At 71.0% G+C, this 13,061-nt stretch carries 12 protein-coding genes; 8 read left to right on the top strand and 4 right to left on the bottom strand.

Annotation, left to right across the window (positions count from 1 at the left end; translation table 11 throughout):
• Nucleotides 1-4: 4 nt before the first annotated feature.
• The 4 genes from WYO_RS24555 (at nucleotide 5) to WYO_RS31775 (ending at nucleotide 3,573) form a co-directional block, all read left to right on the top strand.
• Nucleotides 5-2,257 carry a xanthine dehydrogenase family protein molybdopterin-binding subunit gene (locus WYO_RS24555; RefSeq protein ID WP_007567667.1) on the top strand — a complete coding sequence of 751 codons (2,253 nt, stop codon included), beginning with the start codon at nucleotides 5-7 and terminating at the stop codon, nucleotides 2,255-2,257.
• Nucleotides 2,258-2,513: 256 nt separating this feature from the next.
• Nucleotides 2,514-2,795 (top strand): DUF1778 domain-containing protein, encoded by a 282-nt coding sequence (locus WYO_RS24550; RefSeq protein WP_007567664.1) that lies wholly within the window; start codon nucleotides 2,514-2,516, stop codon nucleotides 2,793-2,795.
• On the top strand, nucleotides 2,792-3,319 hold the full coding sequence (locus WYO_RS24545) for a GNAT family N-acetyltransferase (protein ID WP_007567662.1): 528 nt from the start codon (nucleotides 2,792-2,794) through the stop codon (nucleotides 3,317-3,319). Before WYO_RS24550 ends, WYO_RS24545 begins: the two co-directional genes overlap by 4 nt.
• A 98-nt stretch (nucleotides 3,320-3,417) precedes the next feature.
• On the top strand, nucleotides 3,418-3,573 hold the full coding sequence (locus WYO_RS31775; RefSeq protein ID WP_007567661.1) for a hypothetical protein: 156 nt from the start codon (nucleotides 3,418-3,420) through the stop codon (nucleotides 3,571-3,573).
• 11 nt (nucleotides 3,574-3,584) lie between these two features.
• Here WYO_RS31775 and WYO_RS24540 read toward each other — a convergent pair whose 3' ends face one another.
• From WYO_RS24540 to WYO_RS24530, 3 genes are all read right to left on the bottom strand, one after another.
• Nucleotides 3,585-4,265 (bottom strand): glutathione S-transferase family protein, encoded by a 681-nt coding sequence (locus WYO_RS24540; protein WP_007567659.1) that lies wholly within the window; start codon nucleotides 4,263-4,265, stop codon nucleotides 3,585-3,587.
• A 172-nt stretch (nucleotides 4,266-4,437) separates the two neighbouring features.
• A complete protein-coding gene (locus WYO_RS24535) occupies nucleotides 4,438-5,904 on the bottom strand; it encodes a M48 family metalloprotease (RefSeq protein ID WP_244424297.1) in 1,467 nt (488 codons plus the stop codon).
• A 26-nt stretch (nucleotides 5,905-5,930) separates the two neighbouring features.
• Entirely contained in the window at nucleotides 5,931-6,779 is an 849-nt protein-coding gene (locus WYO_RS24530) for a thermonuclease family protein (protein ID WP_007567654.1), read from the bottom strand.
• Between the two features lie 560 nt (nucleotides 6,780-7,339).
• On the opposite strand from WYO_RS24530, the gene WYO_RS24525 reads away from it, so the two are divergent.
• The 4 genes from WYO_RS24525 to WYO_RS24510 all read left to right on the top strand — a co-directional run bounded on the left by WYO_RS24525 (nucleotide 7,340) and on the right by WYO_RS24510 (nucleotide 11,945).
• On the top strand, nucleotides 7,340-7,750 hold the full coding sequence (locus tag WYO_RS24525) for a helix-turn-helix transcriptional regulator (RefSeq protein WP_007567652.1): 411 nt from the start codon (nucleotides 7,340-7,342) through the stop codon (nucleotides 7,748-7,750).
• Nucleotides 7,751-7,919: 169 nt separating this feature from the next.
• Nucleotides 7,920-9,098, top strand: coding sequence for a methionine adenosyltransferase (metK, locus tag WYO_RS24520; RefSeq protein ID WP_007567650.1), 1,179 nt, complete (start codon nucleotides 7,920-7,922; stop codon nucleotides 9,096-9,098).
• A 195-nt stretch (nucleotides 9,099-9,293) separates the two neighbouring features.
• On the top strand, nucleotides 9,294-10,028 hold the full coding sequence (locus tag WYO_RS24515; protein WP_007567649.1) for a tRNA (guanine(46)-N(7))-methyltransferase TrmB: 735 nt from the start codon (nucleotides 9,294-9,296) through the stop codon (nucleotides 10,026-10,028).
• A 213-nt stretch (nucleotides 10,029-10,241) separates the two neighbouring features.
• Nucleotides 10,242-11,945 carry an HWE histidine kinase domain-containing protein gene (locus tag WYO_RS24510; protein WP_039904070.1) on the top strand — a complete coding sequence of 568 codons (1,704 nt, stop codon included), beginning with the start codon at nucleotides 10,242-10,244 and terminating at the stop codon, nucleotides 11,943-11,945.
• A 12-nt stretch (nucleotides 11,946-11,957) separates the two neighbouring features.
• Here the strand turns inward: WYO_RS24510 and WYO_RS24505 are convergent, their stop codons facing one another.
• Complete coding sequence (locus tag WYO_RS24505) at nucleotides 11,958-12,788, bottom strand: hypothetical protein (protein WP_007567647.1); 831 nt, start codon at nucleotides 12,786-12,788, stop codon at nucleotides 11,958-11,960.
• Nucleotides 12,789-13,061: the final 273 nt, after the last annotated feature.

Genomic DNA, 13,061 nt, shown 5'->3' with positions numbered 1-13,061 from the left:
CCCGATGACCCAGACCTTCAGCTCCACCGGCCACGACACCTTCGTCGGCAGCCCGCGCAGCCGCATCGACGGACCCGCCAAGGTCACCGGCTTGGCCAAATACGCCGGCGAGTTCGCTGCCCCGGATCTCGCCTACGGCACTGTCGTGTCGAGCGCCATCGCCAAGGGCCGGATCGCGGGGATCGACTCCGCCGCCGCCGAGGCGGTGCCGGGCGTCCTCAAGGTGATCACCCACGAGAACCGCCCCCGCACCGCCTGGCGCGACAAGAACTTCCAGGACGCGGTGGCACCCCCCGGCTCGCCGTTCCGCGCCCTCTATGACGACCTGATCGTGTTCAGCGGCCAGCCGGTCGCCCTGGTGGTGGCCGAGGATTTCGAGACCGCGCGCTACGCCGCCTCGCTGATCCAGGTCCGGTACGAGGCCCAGGAGCCCGAGACCGACCTCCACGCCGTGCGCGGCGACGCCTACGATCCGCCCTACAAGCGCGAGGGCATCAAGCCGCCGCCGGCGCCGTGGGGCGACGCCGACCAGGCCTTTGGCAGCGCGCCGATCCGCGTGCAGGGCGCCTACACGCTGGCCAACGAGCACCACAACCCGATGGAGCCGCACGCCACCACGGTGGTGGTCGAGGAGGACGGGACCTACACGGTCTACGACAAGATCCAGGGCGTCTCGAACAGCCACCAGTATCTCGCCAACGTGTTCGGGCTGAAGCCCGACCAAGTGCGGGTGCTCAACCCCTATCTCGGCGGCGGCTTCGGCTCGGGCCTGCGCCCGCAATACCAGGCCTTCCTGGCGATGCTGGCCGCGCAGGAGCTGAAGCGCTCGGTCCGGGTGACCCTGACCCGCGACCAGATGTGGTCCTTCACCTATCGGGGCGAGGCGCTGCAGACGGTCTCCCTCGGGGCCGAGGCGGACGGCACCCTGACGGCGCTCCGGCACGATGCCGTGCAGGGCACCTCCCAGTTCGAGGATTACCAGGAGGTCATCGTCAACTGGTCGGGGGTGCTCTACCGCTGCGATAACGTCGCCCTGACCTACCGGATCGCCAAGCTCGACACCGCCACCCCTGGCGACATGCGCGCCCCCGGGGCCGTCACCGGCGTCTTCGCCATCGAGACCGCGATGGACGAGCTCGCCTACGCGACCGGGATGGACCCGATTGCGCTGCGGCTGAAGAACTACGCGGAATCGGACGCCACCGCCGAGGGCAAGCCGTTCGGCTCCAAGGAGCTGAAGGCCTGCTTCACCCAGGGCGCCGAGCGCTTCGGCTGGTCCAAGCGCAGCCCCGAGCCGCGCTCGATGCGCGAGGGCCGGGAACTCGTCGGCTGGGGCGTCGCTACGGGCGTCTGGGAATCGATGATGATGCAGTCGAGCGCCATCGCGACGCTGACCGCGGATGGCCGGCTGATGGTCGGCAACTCCACCGGCGATATCGGCACCGGCACCTACACGATCCTGACCCAGATCGCCGCCGACACTTTGGGCCTGCCCATGGAATCGGTCACGACCAAGCTCGGCGACACGCGCCTGCCCGAGGCGCCGGTCGCAGGTGGGTCCTGGACCGCGGCGTCATCCGGCACCGCCGTGATGAAGGCCTGCCGCAATGTCGGCGAGCAGGTGTTCAAGCTGGCCCGCGCCCTGGAGAACTCGCCGCTCGCCAATGTCGATGTCGACCGCGCGGTCTTCGCGGACGGACGCATCTCGGTGGCGGGCGATCCCAGCCGCAGCGTCTCGCTGGTCGAGGTGATGCGGGCCGCCGGCGTCGACAAGGTCGAGGCGGTGGAGCAGGCCGGTCCCGACAAGGACTTCAACGAGACCTACCAGGCCTACACCCACGGGGCGATCTTCGTGGAGGTGAAGGTCGACGAGGAACTGGGCCAGGTCCGGCTCACCCGGGTGGTCTCGGCGATTGCGGCCGGCAAGATCCTCAACCCGAAGACCGCCCGCAGCCAGATCCTCGGCGGCGTCGTGATGGGGATCGGCTCGGCGCTGGAAGAGGAGTCGATGCTCGACCACCGCTTCGGCCGGTTCATGAACCACAATCTCGGCGAGTATCACGTGCCGGTCCATGCCGACATCTACGACATCGACGTGATCTTCGTGGACGAGGAGGACAAGGCCAATCCGCTGGGCGTGAAGGGCCTCGGCGAGATCGGCATCGTCGGCACCGCGGCGGCGATCACCAACGCGGTGTTCCACGCCACCGGCAAGCGCGTCCGCGACCTGCCGATCACGATCGACAAGCTGCTGTGACGCGCGGCCGATGTTTCCCGTGAAACATCGGCTGTCTTTTTAAGATTTCTGAGTCCCACCGAGAGGCCTGCCGCACCGACCGTGCGGTGGGCCTTTTGTCTGACTGCCGACGACAGCCGCCTGATCGATCCTGGGCGCAACACGCAGCTGCCGGCTTTGCCGCAAGACCCGTATTGACAACGTAGGTACGCGCTCGCACCTTTTGCCCATGCCGAAAGCGCGCGCCTCCGCTGCCCAACCCTCTGCTGCGCCATCCATGACGTCGGGCTCGGGCGAGTCGAGGGGCAGCATCAACCTGCGGATCGAGGCTGGGACGCGCCAGCTCATCGACGATGCGGCGGCGATCCTGGGCAAGACCCGCACCGAGTTCATGGTCGAGAGCGCCCGCCGGCAGGCGGTCGATGTCCTGCTGGACCGGCGGCTGTTCACCCTCGATCCAGAGGGCCACGACGTCTTCCTGAAGGCCCTCGACGAGCCGCCTCCGCCGGGGCCCAAGCTCGCAGCGCTGATGCGGCGCGTTCCGGCCTGGCGGCGGTGACGGAGAAGCGCGCGGTTTTGGAGCCGGCCCTGTCGGCGCCCGAGCCCCTGACGGCGGAGCACGACGTTTCCGCCTTCGATTGCGGAGAGCCGGCGCTGAACGATTGGTTGCGCCATCGCGCTCTGCGGAACGAGAGCCGCTTCTCGCGCACCTATGTCGTCTGCCGGGGCAAGCGGGTCGTCGCCTATGTCGGGATCGCGGCAGGCTCGGTAGACCGCGCGGCGGCGCCAGGCCGGCTCCGCCGCAATGCCCCCGACGTGATTCCCGTGTCGGTGATCGGACGCCTGGCCGTCAGCCGCGATGATGCCGGCCGGGGGCTCGGCGCCGACCTGCTCGCCGACGCCCTCCGGCGGATCGCGCTGGCTTCGCGCAGCATCGGCATCGGCGCCGTGATGGTCCACGCCAAGGACGAGGCGGCCAAGCGCTTCTATCTGCACTACGCGGAATTCGTCGCCTATCCCGACGACAGCCGGACCCTGTTCCTGCCGATCGAGACCGTAATCGCGGCTTTCGGAGAGGATTAGATCCCGGCAGTCTTTATCACACAGTTGATGAGCGCCAGCGCACCGATCCGTTTACCGGTCGGGCGCATCCTGCGGGTCTCTTGCGAAGGAGACCTCCCATGGAATCGGTCTATCGCGGCTTCGAGACCTCGCTGCTCGGTCTCGCTTTCTGTCTCGGTTTGGGCGCCTGCCTCACGCTCGGTACGCCGCCGGCGTCGGGCGACGGGTTCGCCGTCACCCTGCCGATGCTCTCCGTGACGCTCACCGGGCCCTGAACCGGGCCGCGTTACGCGGCGCTCTGAGGTGTGCGGAACATGAAGGTGCGCGCCTCGTCGTCCATCTCCGACTTGAAGGTGTGGCGGCCCTTCAGCGCCTCGGCGGCCTGCGCGGCCGGGCGGGCGTTGATCGCGTCGAGGTGGCGCTTGACGTGGGGCAGGGTCGCGAAGGCGTCCTCGCCCAGCACGAACGGCACCATCCGGGCCCAGCCCCACACGGCCATATCGACGATCGTGTAGGTCTCGCCCAGCACGTAGGCGCGGTCCGCGAGACGCGTGTTCAGGATGTCCCAGTGGCGGCGGGCCTCGAAGGCGTAGCGCTCGGTGGCGTAGGCGCCGCCGTTGGGGGCGAAGTGGCGGAAATGGACGCATTGGCCGGAGAAAGGCCCGATGCCGGTGGCCACGAACATCAGCCAGGACAGCATCTCGCCCCGCACCGGCTCGCCCTCCGGCAGGAACCGGCCGGTCTTGCCGGCGAGGTAGAGCAGGATCGCGTTCGAATCGAACACCGTCACGTCGCCGTCCACGATGGTCGGCACCTTCGCGTTCGGGTTGAGGGCCGTGTAGGCCGGGTCGAATTGCTCGCCCTTGCGCGGATCCACCGGAACCGGCTCGTAGGGCAGGCCCATCTCCTCCAGGCAGAGGGCGACCTTCATCGGGTTGGGGCTGAGATTGTAGAAGAATCGAATCACGGCGCTCTCCCTGACGCATCGCCCCGCGCGGGGCGACCGGCTCGCGGAAAAAGGTGATGTCCATCAAGCGCTTCGCGCGGCACCTCGGAGACCTGACCCGGGACGACGGTCGAGCGCTGCCGGACGGTCGTCCGGGGCGCGGGCGCGCGCAAGACGCGGCAGAGCGGGGCGGCTATTCCACCACGATCTTGTAGCTGCGGCCCGGCACCAGCGCGGCGCCGCGCTCCAGCCCGTTGAGGACCAGAAACCGGTCGAGCGCCCGGTCCGGCACCGCCATGCGGCGGGCCAGCTCCTCGGCGCTGGTCGATCCGGCCTGCACCACCTGCAGCCGCAGGGGCCGCAGCACCGCCTCCTCGGGGGTAATCGCCCGCAGGCTCGCGACCCAGGGGCGGAAAGCCGGGTCGGGGTCGGTGGCGCCCTTGGCCGCCATGATCATCCGGAAGGCCGTGTCGCCGATCCGGATCGCCCCGAGCCGGAAGGTCCAGTCCTTGCCGCGCGACAGCGCGAAGGCCGCCGGGTGGCCGCCGACCTCGCGGGTCTCGAACCCGGCCGGGTCGAGGGCGTCGTTCCAGCTGCCCCTGAGCGCGACGTCGAGGGGCTGGCCCTCCTTGGCCTCGATCTGGTCGAACAGCAGGCGCCGGTTGCCGTCCGGGGTGGTGCCGAGCACCGCCGAGCGGGTGTTCTCCAGGACGAACCCGTCCGGCACGTCGAAGGCGATGCCGAGCCCGGGATGGACGAAGCGGTGGCCGCGCACCGCGCCGTCGCGCGGGTTGTCGCCATACGGGAGCCCGTCCACCGCCGCGAGGTAATGCGCCCGGTCATCGGCCCCGATGCCCGGCGCCCCGATCCGGCGCGCCGCCCGGGTGACCTGGGTGACGCGCTCGGCGGTGCCCGGATGGGTCGCCAGCATGTCGGGCTCGCCCGCGGTGCCGCTGCCGGCCTTGAGGTTGGTCGAGCGGTTGAGGGCGGTGAGGAAGCGGCCGGCGGCGAACGGGTCGTAGCCGGCCTTGGCGAGGGTCCGGACCCCGGTGGCGTCCGCCTCCAGCTCCTGCTCCCGGGAGAACCGGGCCAGCGCGAAGCGCGACTGATGCTGCAGCTGCGCGCCCGTATCGGGATCGTTCAGCACGTCGGCCACGACCCGGCTGACCAGAGCCGAGCGCAGCTCCAATTCGCTCCGGGCGGTGGCATGGTTGAGGGTGACGTGCGCCATCTCGTGGGCGAGCACGGCCGCGACCTCGGAGGTGTCGCTCGCCAGCGCCACCAGCCCGCGGGTGACGTAGAGCCGCCCGTTGGGCAGCGCGAAGGCGTTGACCACGGGCGAATCGAGCAGCGTCACCGCGTAGGCCTGGTCCGGGCGCTCGCTGGCCTTCACCAGCCGGTCGGTGACCTCCGTGAGCATCCGCATCACGTTGGGCACGCGGGCCTCGCCCCCGAACGAGGCCACGAGCTTGAGGTGGTCGGCATCGGCGGCGCGCTCGCGGCCGGTGGTGCGCGGCGCCTCGGCCGGCACCTGGACCACGGCCGGCGTCACCGGACCGGTCGCCTGGTCGGCCACGCAGGCGCCCAGGCCCACAGCCAGAAGCGCCGCCCCGGAACAGGCCGATGCCAGGCCGCGCAAGCGCCGCCCCACCACTCGCATTCGCTCCGTGATCCCGCCCATCGCGATCAGCGCCGCAGCCCTTGTTCCTCCGCCGGCTCGGCCTCGCGCCGATCCGGCTCACCCAGGATCTCGACCGCGTCGGCGTTGGCCTCCAGGGTCGGGCCGCGCCAGACTTCCAGGATGCCGCGGACCCGCACGCGCCGGCCTTCGAGCGAAGGCGCACTCAAACCACGGGCGAGCATCATTCGCCAAGTGCGTTTCGATACCGTGACCGTGAGCCCGTCCTCGCCGCGGGCCACGAAGTCGAGATAGGTTCGGGCGCTGCGCTCGCCGACATGGCGGATGCGGCCCTCCACGACGGCGAAGCGCCCCTCCCGCGCCCGGAGCGCCGGCCCATCGGCGGCCTGGAGGACCGGATCGCGCCACAGGCCGAGTCGCCTGTCGCGGGCGGACGCCTCCACGGCGCGCAGGGCCGGGCGGCAGAGCGAATCGCGCTCACCGGCATCCGCGAAGGCCAGCCCGGCCGCGATCAGGCCGCCCGCGAGGTCGATGTCGGTGTCGGCCACCTGGATGTCGGCCCGCTCCCGGCCCCAGCGGTCGGGCTGCCCGCGCGGGACCACGACCAGGCTGTCGCCGCGCCGCGTATCGAGCCAGGCGCGGGCGGCCTCGGCGATCTCCGGAGTGTCCGGCCAGTGCAGGGACTCGAGCACGGCGCGGCCGCCCGAGGCGAGACGGATCTCGCCGCGCGGCCCGATCCCGTCGAGGATCTCGGTCCGCGCCGGTCCCGGCCGACACTCCGCCGGCGCGGCGAGACACGGCGCGGCAAAGCCCGCGGCCGCGAGGATCGGCACCGCCATCGCGCGGGCCGCCCGGCCCCGTCGCCCGCCCGCCGGCCCGTCGCCTGTCCGGATCATCGAACCCCCCGGCCGATCATGCCCCGGATCGCGCGCGCGCGCACCGCGCGGTTGGCCTGTCCGGGGGTTGATGCTATGGGGATTCCGGTCGTCTCCGTAGCTCAGCTGGACAGAGCACAGGTTTCCTAAACGGTCACAATTGGGCGTCGCGTCGGGAAACTGCGCGGCGGATCCGCTCAAAGTCGGGGAAAGCTCCCGGCGCCGGCATGCCGGCGTCCTGCCGATCCCGAGCCAAGCCCGCCCGACGCCTCGGCGCCAGCGGGAAGGTGTAGAGACTAGACGGGCGGCACCTAACGGCCGGGCGCAAGCCGGGCCCATGGTGAAGGGATAGTCCAGGCCACGAACGCGGCCCGCAGGGGCGGCGGCGGCGAAAGCCGAAGTGGTATGAAACCTGGGGTCGCAGGTTCGAGCCCTGCCGGGGACACCAGAACTCAGTCCGTCGACGGGAATCGGCGCCGCGGCAAAACATTTACCGCGATGGTCACCCGCCGGTGACACGGCCTCGCTGTGCGGTTAAGCTTCGCCGCCCGAAAATCGCGGCAGGAGTGGGCAAGTTCTACATGGCGGGTCAGAAAACCGATCAGCGTGACGTGTATGTCGGTCAACGCATCGCCGAGCAGCGCCGCAAGGCATCGCTGACGCAGCGTCGCGTCGCGCAGAGCTTCGGGATGTCGGCGGCGCAGCTGCAGAAGTACGAGAAGGGCACCAACCGGATCAGTGCCGTCCATCTCGACATCTTCTCCCGGATGACCGGGGTGCCGATGGATTACTTCTTCAAGGGCATGCCGCGGAACGACGACTTCACCGCGCCGGGCTTCTCCGAGCCGGATCAGACGCCCCTGTCGGCGGAGGACGGGCTTCAAGGCCTGGCTGAGGTCGTGGGCCGCCACATCACCGAGCATTTCTCCGAGGAAGCCCGCCGGGACGTCGCCGCCGCGATCCGGGCCCTGGACCACAAGCTCAACGGCTGAATGCTGAGTTGTGCCGAGGACGGGCGTTTTTTCACCCGTTTCGTACGTTATAGCGGATCCGTTCGGCGATCCGGGTTGACCGTCATCCGGCCCGGTGCGAGAACCCCGACCCCATAGAGGGTCGAACGCCGCGATCGCGACGGCGTACCCGTGCTCGGGATCCGTCCACATGCCGCGTTCCAACTACCTGTTCACCAGCGAGTCGGTGTCCGAAGGCCATCCCGACAAGGTCAGCGACCGGATCTCGGATACGGTGGTGGATGCCTATATCGCGGCGATGCCGGAGGCGCGGCTCGGGGTCGAGACCCTCACCACCACGAACCGCGTCGTGATCGCGGGCGAGGTGCGCGGTCCGGATTCCGTGACCTTCAAGGATCTCGAGGAGCTGACCCGCCAGGCCGTGAAGGAGATCGGCTACGAGCAGGACGGCTTCCACTGGAAGAACAACGAGGTCGCGATCTACCTGCACGCCCAGTCCGCCGACATCGCGCAGGGCGTGGATGCGGCCGGCAACAAGGACGAGGGTGCGGGCGACCAGGGCATCATGTTCGGCTACGCCGCCGACGAGACCCCGGAGCTGATGCCGGCGCCGCTGTTCTACGCGCACAAGATCCTCAAGGACCTCGCCGATGCCCGCAAGAAGGGTGAGGGCGATGCCGGCAAGCTCGGCCCCGACGCCAAGAGCCAGGTCACGGTCCGCTACGAGAACGGCCGCCCGGTCGAGGCGACCCAGATCGTGCTCTCCACCCAGCACCTCGACGAGTCCCTGGACTCGGCCGACGTGCGCGCCATCGTCGAGCCCTACATTCGGGCGGCCCTGCCGCAGGGCTGGATCAACGAGGGCACCGTCTGGCACGTCAACCCGACCGGCAAGTTCGTGATCGGCGGCCCCGACGGCGATTGCGGCCTGACCGGCCGCAAGATCATCGTCGACACCTACGGCGGCGCGGCCCCCCATGGCGGCGGCGCCTTCTCGGGCAAGGATCCGACGAAGGTCGACCGCTCGGCGGCCTATGCTGCCCGCTACCTCGCCAAGAATGTCGTCGCGGCCGGCCTGGCCCATCGCGCCACGATCCAGCTCGCCTACGCGATCGGCGTCTCGAAGCCGCTGTCGATCTACGTGGACCTGCACGGCACCGGGCAGGTCGACGAGGCCAAGCTCGAGGCCGTCCTGATGGACGCCATGGACCTGTCGCCCCGCGGCATCCGCACGGCGCTCGGCCTGAACAAGCCGATCTACGCGCGCACCGCCGCCTACGGCCATTTCGGCCGCGCACCGGAGGCCGATGGCGGCTTCTCCTGGGAGCGGACCGACCTCGCCCAGAAGCTGAAGTCGGCCCTGTCGTAAGGCGGCCCGCGCTCCAGCGCCGAACGATCCGCCAGCGCGTCGTCCCCGATTCGGGACGGCGCGCTGGCGTTTTTTTGAGTCCCGGTTTCAAAAGGTCTTGGACCTTTTGCGGGAGCGGGGCAGAGCCCTGCCTCGGGGCCGCGAGCCCTCTGGAAACCCGTCCTTGCCCGTGCGCGGACGACGCGTTGGTAGCCGATGTCTGACCTGAACGGACGACCCGGTCGCGAGGCCGAGGAGCCGGAGCGCGCCTTCTTCGGGCGGCGCAAGGGCAAGCGCCTGCGCGGCCTGCAGGAGCGGCGCCTCACCGAATTGCTCCCGGCGCTGCGCGTCGATCTCCCGCCGGACGACCGGCCGCTCGACCCGAACACGCTGTTCCCGGCGCTCGGCGGCGCGCCGGAGACGGTCTGGCTGGAGATCGGGTTCGGCGGCGGCGAGCACCTCGCCGCCCAGGCCGAGGCCCATCCCGGGATCGGGATCATCGGGGCCGAGCCGTTCGTCAACGGCGTGGTCAAGCTGCTGGCCGCGATCGAGGCCCGGGGCCTGCGCAACGTCCGCATCCGCGACGAGGACGTGACCGCCCTGCTGGCGCGCCTGCCGGATGCCTGCCTGGACCGGGTCTACCTGCTCTATCCTGATCCCTGGCCGAAGCGCCGGCAGCGCAAGCGCCGCTTCGTCTCGGATGCCTCGCTCGCCGAGATCGGCCGGGTCCTCAAGGATGGCGGACTGTTCCGCTTCGCCAGCGACATTGACGATTATGCCGGCTGGACCCTGGTCCGGGCCGCCCGCTGCCCGGTCCTGACCTGGACGGCGCGGCAGGCCGGCGACTGGACCCAGCCTTTCCCGGGCTGGCCCGGAACCCGCTACGAGGCGAAGGCGCTGGCAGCGGGCCGGCGCCCGACATATCTGGAATTCGTGCGCCGTCCGCGCTGAGCGGCCGGCGCCGCGGCACCTGCGCGGTCCGAGCGCGCCCGCATCCCGTTCGGTTTCGCACGGACGGGTCGCCGCATCGGAGCGGGACGCCTTGCAACGGTCACGCTCGGGCGCCATCCTGAGTTGCCTTCGCGGTCCGGACCGCGGCAGGGGGGCATCTCGTGCGGGAGCGCGCCGCGGCGCGTTCGAGGGTTTTTCCGAGTGGACGAGAGCGTGGGTCAAGACCCGGCGGCGGACGACCCGTATCGCGCGGGCTTCGACGATGCCGCGATCGGCCTCGTCGTGCTGTCGGCGGACGAGGCGGCGATCGTGGCCGCCAACCGGGTCCTGCACGACCTGCTCGGTTGGGCGCCGGGCCTGCTGGCCGGACGCCCGACCGCGGATCTCCTGGCCGACCGGCCCGAGGGGCTCGGCGACGGCATTCAGGCCTGGCGCGGGGCGGACGGAACCGTGCTGGACGTGCGCGTGCGGCGCTCCGGCCGGACCCTGGTGGTCGAGGCCGTGGATGCGGATGCGGCCGCCCATTCCGAAGCCAACCGCGAGGCGCTGGAGACCGCCGGCCTCGGCGAGTGGCGCTGGGACCGGGCGACCGGCCTCCTGACCCTGTCGCGCCGGGCCGCCCGGATCCTGGGGCGCCAGCCCGGGCGCTCCGTGCCGTGGGACGAGCTCAAGAGCGGCCTGTCCGATCCCGAGCTCGCCCGCCTGGCCGCGACCGTCACCGAGGCGTGCCGGGCCGGCCAGTCCTACCATTTCGATACGCCGGTGACCGTCGCCGGGCGCACCGTGATCCTGCGGGTGCGGGGCCAGGCCGTGCCCGGCCGCGACGGCGAGCCCGCCAGCATGGTCGGCGTCGTCCAGGACATCACCACCCGGGTCGAGGCGCGGGACGAGATCCTGTCGCGGGATCAGCGCCTGCGGGTGGCGACCACCATCGCCAAGCTCGGCATCTTCGAGTGGCATATGCTCGAGGACCAGGCGATCTGGGAAAACGAGCACATGTACGAGATCTTCGGGCACGCCCCCGAGGACGGCACCATCGGCAAGAACGAGTTCCTCAACGACATCCTCCACCCGGACGACCGCGCCGCGGTCCGCCACGCGATCTCGAAGGCGCTGCGCGAGGACGGGATCCTGCAGATCGGCGGCCGGATCCGGCGGAAATCCGACGGGGCCTGGCGCACCATCGACATGGCCGGCCGGTTCGAGCGGGACGCCCCCAGCCGCCTGCCGCGCCGCCTGATCGGCGTGGTCGCCGACGTGACCGACCGGCGGATCGCCGAGGAGCGGCAGAGCCTGCTGATCCGCGAGCTGCACCACCGGGTGAAGAACACGCTGGCCACCGTGCAGGCGATCGTGGGCTCCACGGCCCGCACGGCCTCCAGCATCGAGGATTTCTACGAGGCCTTCGTCGGGCGGATCAAATCCCTCGCCCACACCCATGCGGTGCTCACCGAGGATACCTGGCAGACCGCCTCGCTGGCCAACCTTCTGCTCAGCGAGCTGAAGCCCTACGCGGAGGTCTCGGTCGAGGGCGGCGCCGAAGGGCGGATCAGCCTCGAAGGGCCGCCGATCGACCTGCCCTCCGAGATCGCGGTGCCGATCGGCATGGCGATCCACGAACTCACCACCAACGCGGCGAAATACGGGGCGCTCTCGAACCGCACCGGGCGGGTCGCGGTGACCTGGTCCCTGGAGGCCGGGGGCGCGGCCGGGATCCTGCGCTTCCACTGGCGCGAATCGGGCGGCCCGCCGGTCAGGCCCCCGAGCCGCCAGGGCTTCGGCTCGCGCCTGCTGCAGCGGGTGCTCATCACCCAGGTCCAGGCCGAGGTCGAGACCGATTACGACCCCGAGGGGTTCTCGCTGACCATGCGGGCGCCGATCCCGCCGCGCAACGACAGCCTCAACCCGCTGGCCTGACGGGGCGCCCCGTCAGGCGGCGCCGCGCGTCCCGGATTCGCCGCCGCCGTCGACGAACGCCTTCAGCTCGTCCAGCGACGCGAAGGTGAACCGGCCCTGCGGGGTCTCCGCCTCGATCGAGCCGTCCTCGAACATCACGTAGGTGTTGCCGCCCGAGGCGTAGCGCCCGACCACGGTGCGGGTGTCGGGCTTCGGTTCGGGCTCGGGCTCCGGCGCCGCGTCGAGACTCGGGCGCAGGGCGGGAGGCTCCGAGGGCGGGGCCGGCTGCGGGGGCGCTTCGGGGGCGGCGAACAGGTCGTCCTCCGGGCTGCGCTCGGCCGCGGGGGCCGGGGCTGCCTCCGGAGCGGGCCGACGGGGCGGCTCCGGCTCCACGATCGGGGCGGCGGGAAAGGCCTGGATCGGGAAGTCCGATTCGACCGGGGTCGGCCTCTGCGGCTCGGCCGCCCTGGGGGGCTCGGCCGGGGCCGACGGGGTGTCGTCGAGCAGGCGCAGATTGGGTTCGATCCGCGGCCGCTCGGGGTCGAAGGGCGGCTCGACGATCGGCGGCACGATGAAGGCGGGGGCGGCCGGCAGCACCGGCGGCAGCCGCGGTGCGCTCTCGGTAACGGGGCCGGCCTCGGCCGGGGCCAGCGCCGGGCGCTGGCCGATCACCCGCTCCAGCCGGCGGAACACGAGGGCGAGGACGCCGATCCCGAACAGCACGGCGCCCGACGAGGCCGCGACCGAACCCGCGATCACCATCGCGAGGCCGCTCTCCAGACGCACATAGGGGAAGCCCTGGATCACGGCGGCGCAGCCCCCGATGGCCATGGCGGCAGCGAGCGCGAACAGCGCAGCGATCATGTTACTCTCGAGACACGGGCCGGCTAACCGCCGGCGCTTAAGGCGTGGCGCACAGTAAGGCCTTGCCGTCATATTGCAAAACCCGGCGGTGAGATTGCCCGGGATACCGGTTCTTGCAGGTTGTCGGGCCGGGCGTCCGGGGCTTCCTCGCCCGGCTGCGGGCCGTCCCCGGAAGTTTGCACCAAGCCTGGCCGGAACGGCGTTGCCGTCGCGCGGGCACCGACTTACCTAGCGGGTCGTGACCCGGACGCCCCCGCCGGGGACGAGGCCGCC

Origin of the sequence: Methylobacterium sp. GXF4 (assembly GCF_000272495.1) — a bacterium.
In the GTDB taxonomy this organism is placed as follows: Bacteria; Pseudomonadota; Alphaproteobacteria; order Rhizobiales; family Beijerinckiaceae; genus Methylobacterium; species Methylobacterium brachiatum.
Note: the sequence above shows the minus strand (reverse complement) of the source record. Positions and strands in the feature narration are given on the sequence as shown.